The organism is Rhizobium sp. SG2393 (genome assembly GCF_042610495.1).
Taxonomy (GTDB): Bacteria; Pseudomonadota; Alphaproteobacteria; order Rhizobiales; family Rhizobiaceae; genus RU20A.
The window spans coordinates 173952-192885 of the sequence record NZ_JBHGAP010000006.1 but is presented as its reverse complement, the minus strand read 5'-3'; the positions used below and the strand labels follow the sequence as shown (position 1 = coordinate 192885).

Annotated in this window: 18 protein-coding genes; 5 read left to right on the top strand and 13 right to left on the bottom strand. The window is 65.1% G+C overall.

All coding sequences use genetic code 11. The annotated features are described in order from the left end of the window. Complete coding sequence (locus ACED18_RS14545; protein WP_377293432.1) at positions 1 to 705, top strand: GntR family transcriptional regulator; 705 nt, start codon at positions 1 to 3, stop codon at positions 703 to 705. A gap of 109 nt (positions 706 to 814) precedes the next feature. Then, positions 815 to 1777, top strand: a complete 963-nt coding sequence (locus ACED18_RS14540) for a dihydrodipicolinate synthase family protein (RefSeq protein ID WP_377293431.1) — start codon at positions 815 to 817, stop codon at positions 1775 to 1777. A gap of 123 nt (positions 1778 to 1900) precedes the next feature. Here the strand turns inward: ACED18_RS14540 and ACED18_RS14535 are convergent, their stop codons facing one another. The 6 genes from ACED18_RS14535 to ACED18_RS14510 form a co-directional block, all read right to left on the bottom strand. After that, the gene (locus ACED18_RS14535; protein WP_377293429.1) at positions 1901 to 2281 is read right to left on the bottom strand and encodes a DUF6481 family protein; all 381 of its coding nucleotides are present in this window, start codon (positions 2279 to 2281) and stop codon (positions 1901 to 1903) included. 48 nt (positions 2282 to 2329) lie between these two features. Further along, positions 2330 to 2554, bottom strand: a complete 225-nt coding sequence (locus ACED18_RS14530; protein ID WP_377293427.1) for a hypothetical protein — start codon at positions 2552 to 2554, stop codon at positions 2330 to 2332. Positions 2555 to 2898: 344 nt separating this feature from the next. Then, positions 2899 to 3108: a cold-shock protein gene (locus tag ACED18_RS14525; protein WP_007605510.1), complete on the bottom strand. Its 210-nt coding sequence runs from the start codon at positions 3106 to 3108 to the stop codon at positions 2899 to 2901. 341 nt (positions 3109 to 3449) lie between these two features. Then, on the bottom strand, positions 3450 to 4169 hold the full coding sequence (locus tag ACED18_RS14520) for a D-lyxose/D-mannose family sugar isomerase (RefSeq protein ID WP_377293424.1): 720 nt from the start codon (positions 4167 to 4169) through the stop codon (positions 3450 to 3452). 51 nt (positions 4170 to 4220) lie between these two features. Continuing rightward, positions 4221 to 5030: an SDR family NAD(P)-dependent oxidoreductase gene (locus ACED18_RS14515; RefSeq protein ID WP_377293422.1), complete on the bottom strand. Its 810-nt coding sequence runs from the start codon at positions 5028 to 5030 to the stop codon at positions 4221 to 4223. 28 nt (positions 5031 to 5058) lie between these two features. Continuing rightward, the gene (locus ACED18_RS14510; protein ID WP_377293420.1) at positions 5059 to 5757 is read right to left on the bottom strand and encodes a FadR/GntR family transcriptional regulator; all 699 of its coding nucleotides are present in this window, start codon (positions 5755 to 5757) and stop codon (positions 5059 to 5061) included. A gap of 124 nt (positions 5758 to 5881) precedes the next feature. Here ACED18_RS14510 and uxuA point away from each other — a divergent pair, with 124 nt between their 5' ends. Beyond that, positions 5882 to 7060, top strand: a complete 1179-nt coding sequence (gene uxuA / locus ACED18_RS14505; RefSeq protein ID WP_377293418.1) for a mannonate dehydratase — start codon at positions 5882 to 5884, stop codon at positions 7058 to 7060. A gap of 91 nt (positions 7061 to 7151) precedes the next feature. On the opposite strand, the gene ACED18_RS14500 is transcribed toward uxuA, so the two are convergent. From ACED18_RS14500 to ACED18_RS14475, 6 genes are all read right to left on the bottom strand, one after another. Then, the gene (locus ACED18_RS14500) at positions 7152 to 8807 is read right to left on the bottom strand and encodes an ABC transporter ATP-binding protein (protein WP_377293416.1); all 1656 of its coding nucleotides are present in this window, start codon (positions 8805 to 8807) and stop codon (positions 7152 to 7154) included. 1 nt (position 8808) lies between these two features. Then, on the bottom strand, positions 8809 to 9657 hold the full coding sequence (locus ACED18_RS14495; RefSeq protein WP_377293414.1) for an ABC transporter permease: 849 nt from the start codon (positions 9655 to 9657) through the stop codon (positions 8809 to 8811). After that, positions 9657 to 10607, bottom strand: a complete 951-nt coding sequence (locus tag ACED18_RS14490; RefSeq protein WP_377293412.1) for an ABC transporter permease — start codon at positions 10605 to 10607, stop codon at positions 9657 to 9659. The genes ACED18_RS14495 and ACED18_RS14490 overlap by 1 nt, the downstream gene beginning before the upstream one ends. Positions 10608 to 10795: 188 nt before the next feature. Beyond that, on the bottom strand, positions 10796 to 12397 hold the full coding sequence (locus tag ACED18_RS14485) for an ABC transporter substrate-binding protein (RefSeq protein ID WP_377293410.1): 1602 nt from the start codon (positions 12395 to 12397) through the stop codon (positions 10796 to 10798). 270 nt (positions 12398 to 12667) lie between these two features. Continuing rightward, positions 12668 to 14041, bottom strand: coding sequence for an aspartate aminotransferase family protein (locus tag ACED18_RS14480; protein ID WP_377293408.1), 1374 nt, complete (start codon positions 14039 to 14041; stop codon positions 12668 to 12670). Between the two features lie 39 nt (positions 14042 to 14080). Then, the gene (locus ACED18_RS14475; RefSeq protein ID WP_377293406.1) at positions 14081 to 14923 is read right to left on the bottom strand and encodes a GNAT family N-acetyltransferase; all 843 of its coding nucleotides are present in this window, start codon (positions 14921 to 14923) and stop codon (positions 14081 to 14083) included. A 325-nt stretch (positions 14924 to 15248) separates the two neighbouring features. Here ACED18_RS14475 and ACED18_RS14470 point away from each other — a divergent pair, with 325 nt between their 5' ends. Together ACED18_RS14470 and ACED18_RS14465 are read left to right on the top strand one after the other, a co-directional pair. Further along, the gene (locus tag ACED18_RS14470; protein WP_377293403.1) at positions 15249 to 15917 is read left to right on the top strand and encodes a haloacid dehalogenase type II; all 669 of its coding nucleotides are present in this window, start codon (positions 15249 to 15251) and stop codon (positions 15915 to 15917) included. Between the two features lie 176 nt (positions 15918 to 16093). Then, complete coding sequence (locus tag ACED18_RS14465; protein ID WP_377293401.1) at positions 16094 to 17368, top strand: NAD(P)/FAD-dependent oxidoreductase; 1275 nt, start codon at positions 16094 to 16096, stop codon at positions 17366 to 17368. 108 nt (positions 17369 to 17476) lie between these two features. Here the strand turns inward: ACED18_RS14465 and ACED18_RS14460 are convergent, their stop codons facing one another. After that, the gene (locus ACED18_RS14460; protein ID WP_377293399.1) at positions 17477 to 18934 is read right to left on the bottom strand and encodes an NAD-dependent succinate-semialdehyde dehydrogenase; all 1458 of its coding nucleotides are present in this window, start codon (positions 18932 to 18934) and stop codon (positions 17477 to 17479) included.

Genomic DNA, 18934 nt, shown 5'->3' with positions numbered 1-18934 from the left:
ATGACCAGCAGCGAACCCGGCGAAGCGATCGAACGCAAGCGCGGCTCCGGCGCCCGAGTCGTCTATGAGTTGCTGCGCGACGAGATCCTCGATCTCGTGCTCGTTCCCGGCAGCGCCATCGACGAGGTCGAGCTTGCCGACCGTTTCGGCATGTCGCGCACGCCGATCCGCGAGGCGCTGGTACGGCTGGCGGGCGAGGGCTTGGTCGTGACGCTGCCGAACCGTTCCACGCTGGTCGCGCCCATCGATTTCCTCAACATGCACGCCTTCTTCGAGGCGCTGGTGCTGATGTACCGCGTGACGACGCAGCTTGCGGCCCGCGATCACCGCGCCGAAGATCTGGAAACGATCCGCGCCCGGCAGACGGTCTTCACCGCCGCTGTCGAGGCGCAGGACGCGCTGGCGATGATCGCCACCAACGCCGCCTTTCACCTTTCCATCGCCGAGGCCGGGCGCAACGCCTATTTCACCAGCCTGTTCAGTCGCCTTCTGGATGAGGGGCGACGGATCCTCAGGCTCTATTATCAGTCCTATGCCGATCGCCTTCCGGCCCGTTTCGTGGAGGACCACGACGAGATCATCGCTGCGATTGCCGCCCGCGACGAGGCGCGCGCAGAGGAACTCGCCCGCCTGCATGCCGAACAGGTGGTCGATCAGGTCCGCAAATGGCTGATCCGGCAAGAGCGCCTCGACATTCGTCTCTAGGCTTGCATAATTCTTGTCGACAAATTGAATGCAGAGATGTAAAGAGGCGTCATCGACCGGCGCGAGACGGTGTGCCCTGCCGGTCCCGCTATCCAAGAAAGGAACGATCATGACCGCCAGCATTTTCTCCGGTGTCATTCCGGCCCTGATGACGCCATGCAAGGCAGACCGCACGCCGGATTTCGACGCGCTGGTGAAGAAGGCGAAGGAACTGATCGCGGCCGGCATGTCGGCCGTCGTCTATTGCGGCTCGATGGGTGACTGGCCGCTGTTGACCGATGCACAGCGCATGGAAGGCGTGGCGCGCCTGACGGCCGCCGGCATTCCCGTCATCGTCGGCACGGGCGCGGTCAACACCGCAACGGCTGCCGCGCATGCCGCCCACGCCCAGAAGGTCGGCGCGAAGGGCCTGATGGTCATCCCGCGCGTTCTCTCCCGCGGCACGGTGGTCGCCGCCCAGAAGGCGCATTTCAAGGCGGTGCTCTCGGCCGCGCCGGAGCTTCCGGCCGTTATCTACAACAGCCCCTATTACGGCTATGCGACGCGCGCCGACCTCTTCTTCGCGCTGCGCGCCGAACACCCCAACCTCGTCGGTTTCAAGGAATTCGGCGGCCCGGACGATCTGCGCTACGCCGCCGAAAACATCACCAGCCGCGATGACGACGTCTCCCTGATGATCGGCGTCGATACCGCCGTCTTCCACGGCTACGTCAATTGCGGCGCCACCGGCGCCATCACCGGCATCGGCAACGTACTGCCGAAGGAAGTGCTGCACCTCGCCAACCTCTCCCAGGCCGCCGCCCGCGGCGAGGCGGAAGCCCGCACCCGTGCGCTGGAACTCGAAGCGGCGCTTGGCGTCCTCTCCTCCTTCGACGAAGGCCCGGATCTCGTGCTCTTCTTCAAGCACATGATGGTGCTGAAGGGCGACGCCGAATACACGCTGCACTTCAACGAAACCGACGCCCTCTCGGCCAGCCAGCGCGGCTACGTCGAAGCCCAGTTCAAGCTCTTCAACAGCTGGTACGCCGAATGGAGCCAGCTGCCGGGCGCGGTCGCGACGTACAAGGCGTAAACTGCCAGCTCAGACGTTCGTTCTGAAACAGAAAGGCCGCAATCTCCCGGGTATCCGGGGAGTTGCGGCTTTTCTTGTGTCTGCATGGGGGGCGGCGTCTACCGGCGAGGCCTCGCGGCGCGCTCAGCCCTGGCGGGCCTTGCGGGCGGCGTAGCGGCGGTCGCGTTCGGCTTTGCGGGCGGCTTCGTCTTCGAGCACGCGGGCGATGCGGTTCCTGTCGGCGGCTTCGCGGGCGTCTGCTGCGGCGCGGGCTTCGGCGGCAATGGCTGCTTCGCGTTCTGCGGCCTCCGTCGCCAGACGGTTTTCTTCGGCCTGCCTGGCTTCTGCGCGCTCGGCGCGGCGTGCGTCCCGCGCTTCGGCAAGCTCCAGCCGTTCGGCCTGGCGTGCTTCACGGGTCGGCTCGGCGGCGGCAAGGGCGGCGCGGTGGGCGGCGAGAAGTGCGGCCTTGGCGGTCTGGGCAGCGGTGCGGCGGTCGGTAAGGTCGGTGTTGCGGCTGGTTTTCAAATCCGGCTCCATGAGTGCGTGGGGTGAGGGGTGCGTGGGGTGAGGCGATCAGGCCCGGCGGGCGCGTTTCGCGGCAGGTTTGGTGGCAAGCGTCAGGCTGTTCTGGTGGTCGCGGGCAAGCCGGGCCTGTCGCAGACGCAGCGTTTTCTCATCACGGGCAAGCGTGATCGCGTCTTCTTCCTGACGGGCCTCGCCGCGGGCGAAGAACTGTGCCTGTTCCTTCTGGAACGCGATTTCGGCCCGCTGGCGCGGCTTGCTGTGCGCTTCGTTCATGGCTGTTCTCCCAAAGCATGTCTCCTGGACGTGTATTGCGGTTCCAGGAAAAGACATGTCAAAACAAAATCTTACCGCATGTCGCGTCAGTTCCTGAACGTGTGGCCCCTGAACTGGCGTCATGCTGGAGCGCGGCTGATGGCGACCCTGTGGTCGGCCGATGGCCGCCTGGCGCTGTCCTGCAACGGGTTGCAGGCGTCGCATGCCCGCGGGCACTGCCGGGAGCGGCGTTGAGCGCGCTCCGACAATAAAAAAGGCCAGGCAAACTGCCTGACCTCGTTCGGGTTCATGCTTTCAACCGTGCCAGTACATCCGTGGTCAGGGGAAAGCAGATCCCTGTTGGATCAGGCGGCCTGAAGGTTGCAGGCCGACATCTTGCCCGACTTGTTGTCGCGCTCCATGTCGTAGCCGATCTTCTGGCCCTCGACGATTTCGCGCATGCCGGCGCGTTCAACGGCCGAGATGTGGACAAAGGCGTCCGGGCCGCCATTGTCGGGCTGGATGAAGCCGAAGCCCTTGGTGGAATTGAACCATTTTACTGTGCCAGTGGTCATGATGAACCCTTTCATAGCATAGAGAGAGGATCTGCGAAGCGAGCGCCGCGCAGCCGGTGATAACGATGCTTTAAAGGGAGGGTTCGCTCAAAACGCGGTGCTAATCGCGTGCTAACAAAAGCTCAGCAAGAAAATATCGATGACACAGAGATAGGCGCCTGGAGCGACTTTGTCAAATTATAATTTTGAGGAACATTTTTATTCGATGAGAATACGGGCAGGCGAGGCGGAAATATTTTCAAATATGGCGGTTTTATTTTCCGCCCTGAATTCTTTCCGTCAAACCTGTGACGATGGAGGCCGGGGAGCCTCCATCGAAGCAGAAACAGCGTCGGCAGCCCTCAATACCCCCCGCCACCGGCCACACCGAGCCACGCCGGATAATCCGACACCAGCAGGCGGTACGGCGGCTCGTCTTCCTCGATGCCGGAGAAGCGGGCGACGCGTGTGTCGTCGAAGATGTTGTCGGTGTTGTCGTCGTTGACGGTGGAGACTTCGCCAATGAAGACGTCGCCGCCCTCGGCCCAGAAGGCGTGCCAGTCGCCCGGCATCAGGGTCACGCTCTCGCCGGGGGCAAGGCGCAGCTTGTGGCCGGCCGGGAAGCTGCGGGTGATGCCGTCGCAGGCGACGGTGACGCCCTTCGTCCGGTCACACGTACCGTCCGTGTCGCCGAAGAGTTCGATGACCAGCGTGCCGCCGCCGCGGTTGATGATGTCTTCCGTCTTGGTGATGTGCCGGTGCATCGGCGTCATCTGGCCCTCGCGGGCAATCATCGCCTTTTCGGCATAGACCATGCCGAAGCCCTTCTTCAGATCCTCGGCCTTGCCGTTGCGCACCGTGAAGAGGAAGAGGCCATAACCCTTGAAATCACCGAAGCCGAAGTCGGTGATATCGAAGCCGAGGCCGGGGCCGGTGATCGCGGTCAGCTCGTCCTTTCGCGCCTTGAACTCGTCGGGGCTGAGGCGCGCGAAGGGCGGCAGCGTATAGCCGTGCGAGGCGAGGAAAGCCTCGCCGTCGCGGATGATCCGGTTGACTTCGCTGCGCTTGAACTTCTGGCTCATGGTCTTTCCTCCCGTTGCGACCGCAAGGCCGCTTATCCTTTTCAGATGATGTTACTTCACGCCGATGCCGGCAATCAGCGCCCCGTCGATCACATGGTCGGAACCGGTGATGAAGGCGCCGCGGTCCGAGGCGAGGAAGGCGATGAGGTCGGCCACTTCCTCCGGCTCGCCGATGCGGCCGATCGGGTGGGCCTCGCCGAAGCGGCGGAAGACGGATTCGATATCGGCATCCGGCCCCTCGAAGGTGCGGGCGGCAAGCTCTAGGATCGGCGTGCGCACCGAGCCGGGGCTGACGGAGGTGACGCGGATGCGGTCGGGTGCGAAATCGAGCGCCATGGCCCGCGTCATCGCATGGATCGCGCCCTTCGAGGCGACGTAAGCCGAAACGCCGCGCTGGCAGGCATGACCCTGCACGGAGGAGACGTTGACGATGGCGCCGCCGCCGCGGGCCCGCATCAGCGGCACGGCTGCCCCCGCCGTCAGATGGATGGAGCCGACATTGACGGCCATGCAGCGCAGGAACGTGTCGAAATCCGTGGTCGTCGCATCGCCATAGGGGTGGATGGCGGCGGAATTGACGACGACATCCACGCCGCCGAAGAGCGCCACAACGCGCTCGAAGGCGGCCGTGACCGCGTCGGGCTTCGACACATCCGTCTCGATAACGGTGAGCGTCAGGCCGCGGTCGCGCGCGATGGCCTCAAGCTCGGCATTTGACTTGGGGTCGATGCCGAGGCTGGCGACCTTGGCACCGCCGGCCGCAAGCCGGAGTGCGGCCGCGCGGCCGATGCCGCTCGTTCCCGTGACGACAGCGACCTTGCCGTCGAAATCGGCCTGTGGCGTTCCCGCTGATGCGGCCATGGCAATCCTCCCAATCAAGGCCGCGGCGTCAGGCGCCGGGCACGAATTCCAGCCCGGCATCCAGATGCCGGTTCATGTGATAGACGAAGGCGATCCGGTCGCGGGCGGCAAGCGCCGCAAGAATCGCGTCGTGATCGTCGGCCGCCCCCTCCAGTGCCCGGCGCTGCGATTTTCCGGCGAGCATCAGACGGCGGATCACCGGCTCCAGCATGCCGTAGGTCTCCGACAGTGTCCGGTTGCCGGCCGCATCCACGAGCCTGCGGTGAAAGCGGTAGTCCTCGGCGGACGCCGTTTCGGCGTCCGGGGCGTCGCGCAGCCGCCGGTTCATCTCCGCCATCTCGGCCATGTCGGCGTCTGTCAGGCGGTCGATCACGAGGTCGAAGAGGTTCATTTCCGTCAGCCGGCGATAACCCTGGATGTCGCGAAACGCATCTTCCGAAATGTCCATGGCGAAGGCGAAGAGATCGCGCATGGCGTTGCCGTGCTGGGCGGTCAGCACCGCGCCCACCTTCTGGCGCGATTCCGCGACACCATAGGCCTTCAGCGTGCGGAAGGCCTCGCGCACCGTGCCGCGGCTGGCCGCAAACATGTCGGCCAGTTCCGCCTCGCTCGGCAGCACGTCGCCCACCTTCAGGCCACGCGCGCGGATGAGGCCACGGATCTGCCCCACCACCGTATCGACGGCGGAGGTGCGCGGGCTCTCCATCAGGTCGGGCGAAAGGGTCATGACGGACGGTCGATCGTATCAGGGCTCTGCATTCAAATGTCGGACATATGTTTTGCATTTCCGCCGATCCCATGCAATATCCGCCGGAGAAAACTTCTATTGTCGGACGAAACGGGAGGAAATGATGCTTGAGAGCTGGCGCTGGTTCGGACCCGAGGACCCTGTCACCCTTGCCCATGCGCGCCAGGCTGGCGCCACCGGCGTCGTCACCGCCCTGCATCACATCTATGACGGCCGCATCTGGACGCCGGAGGATATCGCAGAGCGCATGGATCTCGTGAAGAAGGCCGGCATGGTCTGGTCGGTATGCGAATCCATTCCCGTCAATTCCGCCATCAAGCTGCGCAATGGCGACAGCCGCCGCTATATCGATGCCTGGAAACAGTGCCTCGCCAATCTCGGCAAGGCCGGCATCCCCGTTGTCTGCTACAATTTCATGCCGGTGGTGGACTGGACGCGCACCGACCTCCTGTTTGCGACCGCAGCCGGCGGCTTCGCGCTGCGCTTCGACATGGAGGAGTTTGCCGCCTACGATCTCTTCGTGCTGAAGCGGAAGAATGCGGAGGCGAGCTATTCGGCCGACCTGATCGAGAAGGCCGAGGCGCGGCTTTCCATGATGAGCGAAGAGGCCATCCTGACGCTCGAACACAATATCATCGCCGGCCTGCCGGGGGGCGAGGACACCCACACCCGCGAGACGATCCGCGAGCGCATCGCCGCCTATGACGGGCTGTCGTCGGCCGACATGCAAGCAAACCTCATCGAATTCCTGCGCGAAGTCGTGCCGGTGGCGGAGGAAAACGGCACGAAGCTCGCGATCCATCCGGATGACCCGCCGTTTTCGCTCTTCGGCCTGCCGCGCGTCGTCTCGACGGCGCAAGACGTGCGTACCATTCTTTCCGCCGTGCCGAGCGCGGCGAACGGCATCACGCTGTGCGCCGGCTCCTACGGCTCGCGGCCGGAAAACGACGTGGTCGCCATGGCGCGTGAGTTTGCCGACCACATCCACTTCGTCCACCTGCGCAACGTGACGAAGGAGCCCGACGGTTCCTTCATCGAATCCGAACACCTCGGCGGCGATGTGGACATGGTGAAGCTCATCACGGCGCTGCGCGCGGAAGAAAAGCGCCGCCTCGAAACGGGCCGCCCCGACCACGTCATCCCCATGCGCCCCGACCACGGGCATCTTCTGGTGGACGATATCGGCAAGAAGGTAAACCCCGGCTACTCCTGCATCGGCCGCCTCAAGGGGCTCGCCGAACTGCGCGGCGTGACGGCCGCGGTGGACAGCCTCGTGGCGTGAGGGCGGGGAGGGCGGCGTGCTCTGCGCGCGGCGCCTGCCTCTTTCGTCAGGCCGGATTTGAGAGGGACCCGCCGATGAGGCGGGTCAGCCCTCACGCCCCGCCATACTGCCGCACCAGCTCCGGCTCCAGCACGAGCGTGTCGAGCCAGGCCGGGTCGAGTTTCGGCACGGAGGAGAAGAGCAGCTTGGAATAGGGATGCGTCGGGGATTTCACGTCCTCGCGCGTCAGGTGCTCGACCTTTTCCCCGCGATACATGACCGCGATCTCGTCGCAGATCGCCTCGACCACCGAAAGGTCGTGGCTGATGAAGATGTAGGAGAGGTCGAGCTCGCGCTGCAGTTCCTTCAAGAGCTCGATGATCGCGGCGGCGACCACCGTGTCGAGTGCGGAGGTGATCTCGTCGCAGATGATCAGCTTGGGATTGGCGGCGAGCGCGCGGGCGAAGTTGATGCGCTGCTTCTGCCCGCCGGACAGTTCGGCCGGATGGCGGTAGCGCAGCGCCTTGGGCAGCCGCACCATGTCGAGAAGTTCATCGACGCGGGCGTCGCGCGCCTTGCCGCTGAGGCCATGATAGAAGCTCAAGGGACGGCCGAGAATGTCTTCGATGGGCTTGGCCGGGTTCAGTGCCGTATCGGCATACTGGAAGACGATCTGCAGGGTGCGCAGCGCCTCGCGCGAGCGCCGGCGCGCGTCGCGGTCGAGTTCCTTGCCGTCGAAGATGATGGTGCCGGCGCTGGCCGGCAGGATGCCGGCGATGGCGCGCGCCAGGGTGGATTTGCCGCATCCGGATTCACCGATGATGCCGAGATTGCGGCCCTTTTCCACCGACAGGCTGACCGCGCGCACCGCCTTCATCAGGGGCAGGCCGTCGGCCTGGATCTGGCCGTAGCCGGCGGTCAGGGCCTCGATCTCGACGAGTGCGGGGGCCTTGTCGGTGCGCTTGCCGGCAAAGTGCGTTTCCTTCGGCTCGAAGGCGGCCAGCAGTTCCTGCGTGTAGGGATGGGCCGGCGCCGACAGGATGGCCTCGGTCGTGCCCTCTTCCTGCACCACGCCGCCCTTCAGCACCACGATCCGGTCGGCGATCTGGGCGACGACGGCGAGGTCGTGGGAGACATAGACGCCGGCAATGCCGCCGGCCTTCATCACCGACTTGAACGCTTTCAGCACGTCGATCTGCGTGGTCACGTCGAGCGCGGTGGTCGGCTCGTCGAAGATGACGAGCTTCGGCCCGCCGATCAGCGCCATGGCGGCGGCAAGCCGCTGCAACTGGCCGCCGGAGACCTGGTGCGGATAGCGGTTCCCGATGGTTTCGGGCGCGGGCAGCGAAAGCGCGCGGAAGAGGTCGATGGCGCGTTCGCGCGCCTTGTCCGGCGTCATCAGCCCGTGGATCCGGGTCACCTCGATGACCTGGTCCATGATCGTCTGCGAGGGATTGAAGGCGGCCGCCGCGCTCTGCGGCACATAGGCGACCTCCGTGCCGCGAATCGCGGCCCGCTCGCGCTCGGACAGCGTTGCCATGTCCTTGCCATCGACCAGGATCGCGCCGCCCGAGATCCGGCAACCGGGGCGCGTATGGCCCATCAGCGTCAGCGCAATCGTCGTCTTGCCCGAGCCGCTTTCGCCGATGAGCGCGACGATCTCGCCCTTGGCAATCTCGACATTGACGCCCCGGATGATCTCGATGCGGCGGCCGGCATCCGTGGTCGCCTCGACATGCAGGTCCCTGATTTCAACAAGCGTGCTCATGTCAGGCGCTCCGGTCGCGGATCTTGCGGGGAAGATTGTCGATCAGCAGGTTGACGCTGATCGTCAGGCTGGCGATCGCGATCGACGGCGCGATGACGGCGGCCGAGCCGAAGGACAGGCCTTGAATGTTTTCGTGCACCAGCGCGCCCCAGTCGGCGAGCGGCGGCTGCACGCCGAGCCCCAGGAAGGACAGGCCGGAGAGAAGCAGAACGATGAAGACGAAGCGGATGCCGAAATCGGCCAGCACCGGGCGGATGATGTTCGGCAGGATTTCCGACACGGCGAGATAGAGCGTGTTTTCGCCGCGAATGCGCGCCACCGTGATGAAGTCCATCGTGTTGACGTTGACGGCCAGCGCCCGGGCGAAGCGATAGGAGCCGGGCGTGTAGATGAAGGCGAGCGTCAGGATGAGGGAGGGAAGCGAGGAGCCGACCGCGGCGACCACGACCAGGCCGAACAGCTTGCTCGGAATGGAGATCATCGCATCCATGAAGCGGCTCAGCGCCGTATCGAACCAGCCGCCGATGACGGCCGCCGACATGCCGAGAATGACCCCAGCGGATGAGGCGATCAGCACCCCGGCCAGCGCGATGCCGAGCGTGTAGCGCGCGCCGAAGATGATGCGCGACAGCACGTCCCGGCCGAGATAATCCGATCCCAGCCAGAATTTCGCGCTCATCGGCCCGAAATAGTCAAGATCGACGATCTTGCCGACCGGGTAGGGCGTCAGCTGCGGCGCGAAGATCGCCACGATCGCCCAGAACAGGATGACGACGAAGGCGATGACGCCGACGGGACTGACGGAGTAGCCGAACAGGCCGGCGGAGACGGACGAAGTGCTGTGCGTCATCAGCGGAGCCTCGGATTGGAGATGATGGCGATGATGTCGGCGATCGTGATCAGGATCAGGTAGCCGGCGCAGAAGATCACCGCGCAGGTCTGGATCAGCGGCAGATCGCGGGTGGCGACCGCATCGACCATGAGCTTGGCGATGCCGGGATAGTTGAAGATCGTCTCGATGATGATGACGCCGCCGATGAGATAGGAGAGCGACAGCGCCAGCGCGTTGACGATCGGCCCCAGCGCATTGGGCAGCGCATGGCGCAGCACGATGCGGCTGCGCGACGCGCCCTTCAGCAGCGCCATCTCGACATAGGGCGTCGTCAGCGTCTCGATCACGGCGGCCCGCGTCATTCGGATGATCTGGGCCGAGACGACGAAGGTCAGCGTCACCACGGGCATCGCATACATGCGCAGCATGTCGGAGAGCGAATGCACCTCGTTGACGAAGGAAATCGCCGGCAGCCATTTCAGATAGACGGCGAAGATGAGCACGGCGGTGGAGGCGACCATGAATTCCGGCACGGAAATGACGCCGATGGTCAGCACCGTGACGATGCGGTCGTAGAGCGAGCCGCGCAGGACGGCGGAGGTGATGCCAAGGGTCAGCGCGAAGGGCACGGCGATGAGGGCCGTGATCGCGGCAAGCTCCATCGTGTTGACGAAGCGGCCGGCGATCAGCGTCGCGATCGGCATGTTGTTGGCATAGGAGGTGCCGAGATCGCCCGTCACGAGCCCGGCGATCCAGAGCAGGAAGCGCCACACGGCCGGCTCGTCGAGATGCATGGCCTGGCGCAGGCCGGCCACGGCCTCGGGCGTGGCCGCCTGGCCGAGCAGGATGGTGGCCGTATCGCCCGGCAGCATGCTCGTGGCGAAGAAGACGGCGAAGGAGACGATGAGCAGCGTGATCACGGCAATCACGAGCCGTCTGGCGATCATGCCGGCGATTTCCGAATTCATGTCAGACCTCCAGCCGCACGGTCACTTCCCGGCAACCACACCACTTTTCCATCAAATGGGCATTGAAAAAAGGGCCGTCCGCCGCCGGCCGGCGATTGTCTCGCCGCATGGCCTGGCGGATGCAAAGGGGGATCGGACGGCAATCGGGTCCGGAAGGCCATCAGGCCTCCCGGACGGTTTCCTGCCGGTCAGGCTTCGAGCCAGACATATTCGGCGAGCGCAAAGCCCATCATGCCGCCGAGCGGGTTGCTTTCCAGGCCCTTGACCTTGGAGGAACGCGCATCCGCATTCGTGATGTAGGCCGGAATGATCGTGCCGGCTTCGTCGGCGATCATGGTCTGCATCTCGTTGTAGATCTCGTGGCGCTTGGCCTCGTCGAGCATGCCGCGGGCTTCCAGCAGCATGGAGTCGAACTTCGGCGACTTGTACTGGCTTTCGTTCCAGGGCGCGTCGGACGAGTAGAGCAGCGAGAAGTAGATGTCCGGCGTCGGGCGCGGGTTGATGTTGCCGAAATGGATCGGCGCCTTCAGCCAGTACTTGTCCCAGTAGCCGTCGGAGGGCACGCGCTGCACATCCAGCGTCAGGCCGATATCGGCGCCGGCGGCCTGCATGATCATCGCCATGTCGATGGAATTGTTGGCGGCTTCGGAGGCGATGACCGGGATCGACTGGCCGAGAACGCCGGCCTTTTCGAAATAGTGCTTTGCCTTGTCCGGATCGAAGGCCGCCGGCTTCAGGTCCGGATTGTGGAAGACATTGGCCTTGGAGATCGGCTGGTCGTTGCCGACTTCGCCGAAACCGCGCAGGGCGGCGGTCACGATCTGCTCGCGATCGACGAGGTGCTTCATGCCCTTGACGAAATCGGCCTTGTTGGAGTCCAGGCGGATGTTGAGGTTGGTGTAGTTGCCGGACGTCGACTTGGAGATCTCGAAGCCGGACTGGGCCTCGACAAGCTTGGCCGAGCGCGGATTGATCGCGTAGGCATAGTGAATGTCGCCGGCCAGCAGCGCGTTGACGCGGGCATTGTCCTCGCTGATGGCGAAGAATTCGAAGCTGTCGAGATGCGGCAGGCCCGGCTTCCAGTAGTTGGTGTTCTTCTTGACGACCGAGCGCACGCCCGGCTCGAAGGTTTCCAGAACGAAGGCGCCCGTGCCCACGCCCTTGGAGAAATCGGTGGTGCCGTCCTGCACGATCATGAAGTGGTGCAGCGCCAGGATGAAGGGCACGTCGGCATTGGCGGCCTTCAGGACGATCTCGACCGTGGTCGGGTCGATGGCCTTCACATCCGAGATCTGGGCGGCGATCTTGGCGACCTTGGAGCCGACGGCCGGATCGAGGTGGCGCTTCAGCGAGTAGACCACGTCGGCCGCGGTCAGCGCCTTGCCGTCATGGAAGTTCACACCCTTGCGCAGCGTCACGGTCCAGGTCTTGGCGTCCTTGGTGTCGAGCTTTTCGGCAAGCTCCATCTGCGGCGTGCCGGTGGTGTCGATGAAGGTCAGGCGGTTATAGAGCGAGCAGCAACGGACATAGTCGGTCGCAGCCGATGCCTTCGCCGGGTCGAGCGTATCGGCGTTGGAGGAGGAAAGCCCGGCAACCTTCAGGTGGCCGCCGGAGACCGGCGTTGCCGCGACGGCGCGCTCGGCGCGGCCGAACAGGGCGCCGCCGGCAGACAGCGCGACGCCGCTGGCCAGCATCATCTTCAGGAGATCGCGGCGCGAGGCGCCACGGCGGATGGCATCTTCGACGCGGGCGTCATCGCGGCGCGTCCAGTTGGTGATGGTGTCGGTCATGTCATTCCCCTTTATCTGGTTGGATCGGCCGTCCGTCTTGTGCGGACTTTTCCGGGATTGGGTGGATGTCTTGCTTGTGGCGTCCGGCCCTGACGGCGCATTCGGTTCGTTTGCGACGTCTTCCGGCTTCCTTGCGTCTTCCCTTAAACAGTCTTGCAGGTCTGCCGGGGCGTATCATTCGAATTGGCCGGCAGCGGCAGCATAAAATTGCGAACTTGCTTGCCCCGGCGGTATATCGTCGATCGCCCCGCCGGGGGTCTTCCTCGGCTCTCAGGCCATGGCCTTGCGGATGTCGGCATCCTCGAGGGTTTGGTCGAGCGTCTTGCGGGTGCAGGCGACGATGGCGTCGATGTCGTCATCCGTGCAGCACAGCGGCGGGGCATAGCCGAGCACGCCCTGCGGAAAGGCGCGGATGACGAGGCCATTGTCCCAGGCGCGGTCGAAAATGCGGCGGGCCGGCTGGCTGGCGGCCGGAAGCGGCGTCTTCTTCGCCTTGTCGGTCACCAGTTCCACGCCGTAGAGCATGCCCCGGCCCCTGATGTCGCCGACCAGCGGGTGGTCGGCGAGGCTGTTCAGCCCCTCCAGCAGCCGCGCGCCGGCCTTGCGCCCGTTGTCGAGCAGGCCGCCCTCGTAGAGATCGAGCACGGCAAGGCCGACGGCCGCGCTGACCGGGTGGGCCGAATAGGTGAAGCCGTGGCCGACGGCCGCTTCGCCCGCGCCATCGGCAATCACGTCGTAGACGTGATCGGCCATCAGCACCGCGCCCATCGGCACGTAGCCGGAGGTCAGCCCCTTGGCGACCGTCAGCATGTCCGGCACGATGCCTTCGTCGGTTGAGGCAAAGAGCGGGCCGGTGCGGCCGAAGCCGGTGATGACCTCGTCGGCGATGAAGAGAATGCCGTAGCTCTTGCAGAGTTCGCGCATGGCCCTGATCCAGCCCCTGGGCGGCACGATGACGCCGCCCGAACCCTGGATCGGTTCGGCATAAAATGCTGCCACGCGATCCGGGCCGATCTCCTCGATCTTCGCCTTCAGGCTGGCCAGCGAAGCGGCGGTGATCGCCGCGTCGTCCTGCCCGACCGGGTTGCGGTAGGGATAGGGCGAGGGGATCTTGTGCTGCCAGTCGAAGGGCAGGCCGAAGCCGGCATGGAAGGCGGGAAGGGCGGTCAGCCCGGCGCCGACGGTGGAGGAGCCGTGATAGCCCTGCTGGATGGAGATGAACTGGTCGCGCTGCGGCTGGCCCTTGGCATTCCAGTAGTAGCGCACGAAACGGATGGTGGAATCCACCGCATCCGAGCCGCCGAGGGTGAAATAGACGCGGTTCAGATCGCCCGGCGCGCGTTCGGCCAGTTCCGCGGCCAGCCGGATCGCCGGTTCGGAGCCGAGGTCGAAATAGCCTGTCGCATAGGGCAGTTCGCGCAATTGCCTGGTGGCCGCCTCGATGATGCTGTCATGTCCGTAGCCGGCATTGACGCACCACAGGCCGGCAAAGCCATCGACCAGCTGGTGGCCGTTGGCCTCGGTGACCCGGGCGCCGGCGGCGGATTTGAGCACGCGCACGCCCTGCCGCTCATGGCCACGATAGGAGGCGACGGGGTGGATCAGGTGGGCGCGATCGAGTTCGATCAGGGAATTGGCGAGCATGGTCGGTCTCCGGATGGACAGTCGTGGACGGGCGCGGGGTCAGCCGAGCGCCTGGTTGGCGAGCGCATAGACCTTGCGGCGCGCCTGTTCGGCGTTTGCCCGCTCCGGCTTGCGCATGGCGATGCCGCCGCCGACATGGGCGAGGCCGATGTCGGCGAGCCAAGGCGAAAGGCCCGTTTCGCTGCCGGTATCGACGCGCAGGAACGCGCCGGGGCGGGTGGCGGCGTGATAGGCAATGAGCGCGCAGGCGGTTCTGGCATCCGGCGCGATCACCGGGCCGATGACCTCGCCCCGGCCGAAGGCGCGGATCGCAGCCCAGGCCTCAATGGCGGCACCCTTGCGCACCACGGCGATCGAACCGCGCTCGACCAGCGCATCGATCAGCGCGGAGCGGTCGGCGCCATAGGCTTCGCGGTCCAGCGCCTTCAGCGCATCGAGATCGCCGGCCCGCATCGCCTCGACGCCCTCGGGACGCTCAAGCGGGCGAACCGCGCCCTGGTGCTGGCGGATCTCGCCGCTCGCCACGAAGCCGAGCTTTTCGTAAAGCGGCAGGCCCTCCTTCGTGGCGACGAGCCTCAGCGGGCGCTCGCCGGCCAGCGCGAAGGCGCGCTCCATCAGCTTGCGGCCAAGGCCAAGCCCGCGCATCGACCTGTCGACGATGACCATGTTGATCGTGGCGCAATCCTCGCCATAGGGGGTAACCAGCGTCGTTCCGGTCACGCGGCCATCCGCATCGGTCGCAACGACGCCAGCGCTGAGATGCTGGGCCAGCATCCAGTCCTCGCGCCGGTGCGGCCAGCTTTCGGCCTGCGACAGGGCGACCGCGCCGTCAATATGTTCAGGCCCGAAGGCAACGAGATCGATCTGGGTGTGCATGGCCATTCCCTTTCCTTGCGATCAGTGTCGGCGAGGATGCGGAAGCTATTCGTCTGAATGGCGAGGCCCGCGCACTATCTTTCGCCAAAGGGGCGGGATGTCGCCGCATCTTATGCTGCGGCCGTGCGGGCCCTGGAGCGGACGGCGCCATCATCGGTGACGCCGGCTCCCGCAGCGGCAAACGGGAAGGCTTGCCCGTGCAATAGTCTGCCAAACGGGGCGCCACATTAAAAACATTCTGCTTCACGGACAGGTGAATTCGGACCGCCGACGCCGGGCCACACCGCATAAGATCAGCACAACGAAACGTCAAAGCCAGAGGAAGAACGTCATGGCCCCCATCCGCCCGAAATACATCTCCTTCGACTGCTACGGCACGCTGATCAATTTCGACATGGCGGGGGCTGCCCGCGATCTCTACGGCGACCGTCTCGATGCGGCGGCCATGGACAAATTCATCCGCAACTTCTCCGCCTACCGCTTCGACGAGATCATGGGCGCCTGGAAGCCCTATGCGGAGGTGGTCTACAATTCGCTGTCGCGCACCTGCAAGGCCAATGGCGTGACCTTCAAGGATGAAGACGCCCAGATGGTCTACGAGCGCGTGCCGACCTGGGGCCCGCATGCCGACGTGCCGGCCGGCCTTGCGAAGGTGGCAAAGGAAATTCCGCTGGTCATCCTTTCCAACGCGATGAATTCGCAGATCATGTCGAATGTCGAAAAGCTCGGCGCGCCCTTCCACAAGGTCTATACCGCCGAACAGGCACAGGCCTACAAGCCGCGCTTCAAGGCGTTCGAATACATGCTCGACATGCTCGGCTGCGGCCCGGAAGACATGCTGCATGTCTCCTCCTCCTTCCGCTACGACCTGATGTCGGCCCACGATCTCGGCATCCGGAACAAGGTCTGGGTCAACCGCGGGCACGAACCGGCCAACCCCTATTACGGCTATACCGAAATCGCCGACATTTCCGGCCTGCCGGGTGTCGTGGGCCTTTGAGCCGGCTACGGTAAAGCCTTGCGAGAGCCCCCTCATTCGACCCTTCGAGCCACCTTCTCCCCGTTTGGGAGCAGTCCGCCGGGCGTCAAGCGCAGGCGGGGTGAGGGGGAGCCGCAACGGCAGACAGACAAGGTCGCATGTCCTGCGTCCAACAAGACCAAGCAAAGGCAAGGCCGATGAAATTCGTCTCCTACTGGCATGATACGGCCCCGGTCTTTGCAGGGGGTGCGAAAGGTCCGGTCGAGGGCCATTACGATGTCGCCGTCATCGGCGCGGGCTTTACCGGGCTCGCAGCGGCGCGGCAGCTGGCGCGGGCGGGCGCGAAGGTCGTCGTGCTGGAGGCCGAGTGCGTCGGCTTCGGCGCGTCGGGGCGCAATGGCGGGCACCTCAACAACGGTCTCGCCCACAGCTATCTCGGCGCCAAGGCCGAGCTTGGCAAGGAGCGCGCCATCGCGCTCTATCATGCGCTGGACCAGTCCATCGACACGATCGAGACGCTGATCGCCGAAGAGGGGATCGACTGCAGCTTCCGCCGCTCCGGCAAGCTGAAGCTCGCCTCGAAGCCGAAGCATTTCGAGGCGATCGCGCGCAATTTCGAGGCGCTGAACAGGGAGTGCGATCCGGATACGGCGCTGCTGTCGCCGGAGGAGCTGAAGAGCGAAGTCGGCGCGCCCTTCCATGGTGCCATGCTGTCGAAGAAGAGCGCCATGATACATATGGGCCGCTACGTCGTCGGGCTCGCAGAGGCTGCCACGCGCCATGGCGCGACGATCTTCGAGGGCACGACCGTCACCGGGCATTACAAGGCGAATGGCGTTCACACGCTGCAAACGTCACGCGGCGGCGTCACCGCCGCCAATGTCATCATGGCGACAGGGGCCTACACGACGAAGAATTTCACCTGGTTCCGCCGCCGCATCATCGCGGTCGGCAGCTTCCTGATCGCCACGCGTCCGTTGACCAAGGCGCAGGTGCGATCCGTCATGCCCGGCAACCGCACCTGCGTCAACACGATGAACATCGGCAACTACTGGCGCCTTGCGCCGGACGACCGCCTGATCTTCGGCGGCCGCGCCCGCTTTTCGGCGACCTCAGACCAGCGCTCGGACGCAAAGAGCGGCGAAATCCTGCGCACCAGCATGGAGCGCATCTTCCCGCAGGTCGCCGGCGTCGATATCGACTATTGCTGGGGCGGCCTTGTCGACATGACGGCCGACCGCTACCCGCGCGCCGGCTTCCAGGACGGTCTCTGGTACGCCATGGGCTATTCCGGCCATGGCGCGCAGCTCTCCACCCAGCTCGGCATGACGGTCGCCGACGCCATTCTCGGGAAGCCGGATCGCAACCCCATGCGCGACTACCCCTGGCCCGCCGTGCCCGGCCATTTCGGCAAGCCCTGGTTCCTGCCGCTGGTGGGGCAGTATTACCGGATGCTGGACCGGTTCCAGTGAGGGTCCTGTGAAGACAAAGAGAGGGCGCGGATTGGAGACAATCCGCGCCCTCTTCATTTTCATGGAAAGAATATTGGGGGGCGGTTTTCAGCCGCCCTTCCTCTTTCCTCAAGCCAGCCCGCCCATGTGGAAGCTCTTGGTTTCCAGATATTCCTCAATGCCCATCTGTGCGCCCTCGCGGCCGAGGCCGGATTGCTTGACGCCGCCGAAGGGGGCGACTTCCATGGAGATGAGGCCGGTGTTGAGCGCCACCATGCCGAATTCCAGCGCCTCGCCGACGCGCCAGGCGCGCTTCAGGTTTTCCGTGAAGAAGTAGGAGGCAAGGCCGAAGGGCGTGCCGTTGGCAATGGCGATGGCTTCTTCTTCCGTCTCGAAGCGGAAGAGCGGTGCGACCGGGCCGAAGGTTTCCTCGGTCGCCAGGTCCATCCCGGTCGTGGCACCCGTCAGCACGATCGGGGCGGTGTATTGACGGCCTTCCGGCATGTCGGGCGTCTCGGTGATGATCTTGGCACCCTTCGCGAGCGCATCCGCCACGTGGCGCTCGATCTTCTCGATGGCGGCGGCATTGATCATCGGGCCGATGGAGACGCCGGCCTGCGTGCCCGGACCGACCTTCATGGCATCGACGCGGGCCTTCAGCTTGGCGGCGAAGGCATCGTAGACGCCGGATTGCACGAGAATGCGGTTGGCGCAGACGCAGGTCTGGCCGCCATTGCGGAATTTCGAGGCGAGCGCGCCTTCGATGGCGAGATCGAGATCGGCGTCGTCGAAGACGATGAAGGGGGCATTGCCGCCGAGTTCGAGGCTGAGGCGCTTGACGCTGTCGGCCGCGCCGCGCATCAGCAGCGAACCGACGCGGGTCGAGCCGGTGAACGAGATCTTGCGCACCGTCTCGTTGGCCATCAGTTCGTTGCCGATGTCCGTCGGCATGCCGGTGACGATGTTGATGACGCCCGCCGGAATGCCGGCGCGTTCGGCGAGAACGCCGAGCGCCAGAGCCGAATAGGGCGTGAATTCCGACGGCTTGATGACGACCGTGCAGCCGGCGGCAAGTGCCGGGGCCACCTTGCGGGTGATCATCGCATTGGGGAAGTTCCACGGCGTGATGATGCCGCAGACGCCGACCGCCTCCTTCAGGACGATGATGCGGCGGTCGCGGGTGGGTGCCGGGATCGTGTGGCCGTTGATGCGGCGGGCTTCCTCGGCGAACCATTTGACGAAGGAGGCACCGTAGCGGATTTCGCCGCGCGCCTCGTCCAGCGGCTTGCCCTGTTCCGATGTCAGGATCAGCGCCAGATCCTCGAGGTTTTCGATCATCAGATCGAACCACTTTTCGATCAGCACCGCACGCTCGGCATTGGTCTTCGCCTTCCAGACCTTGAAGGCCGCCTCTGCGGCGACGATGGCCGCGCGGGTCTCCTCGCCGCCCATGTCGGGAACGGTGCCGATGGCGCCCTGCGTGGCCGGGTCGATGACATCGACCGTCTTGCCGGAGCGGGCGGCGACCCACTCGCCATTGATGAGGCCGGCCTGACGGAGGAGGCTCTGGTCCTTGAGGTTCAGCAT